The organism is Porphyromonas sp. HMSC065F10, assembly GCF_001808555.1.
Lineage (GTDB): Bacteria > Bacteroidota > Bacteroidia > Bacteroidales > Porphyromonadaceae > Porphyromonas_A.
The window spans coordinates 1-366 of record NZ_KV793747.1 but is presented as its reverse complement, the minus strand read 5'-3'; the positions used below and the strand labels follow the sequence as shown (position 1 = coordinate 366).

General features: G+C 45.4%; 1 pseudogene. It reads left to right on the top strand.

The features are described from left to right. Positions 1-136: 136 nt before the first annotated feature. Positions 137-366: pseudogene (locus HMPREF2890_RS08735) on the top strand (conjugal transfer protein TraG); the annotation flags it as partial.

The following is a 366-nucleotide window of genomic DNA, read 5'->3' as shown; positions in this document are numbered from 1 at the left end:
GAGACAAACGATTGATTATCAGGTATAAAGGTGCTAATAATTCGCCGGGTACACAAGCTTAACGCCCTGATTTTCAGACGTTTTTCTTGTTTTTATTCAGCGAGACCTCGAGCAAATCCAAAAACGTCACCCCTGTAAGCTGGCGAACTATCTTTCTCCCTTTATGGACGCTTGGGAGGGTGGAGCACAAGATCAGTTGCAGGGGCAAATAGCATCAGCAAAGATTCCTTTGTCAAGAATGATTTCACCAGCATTGTATTGGGTGATGACGGGCGATGACTTCTCTCTAGACATTAACAATCCAAATGAGCCGAAAGTGCTAGTGGTAGGGAATAACCCCGACCGACAGAACATCTATTCGGCTGC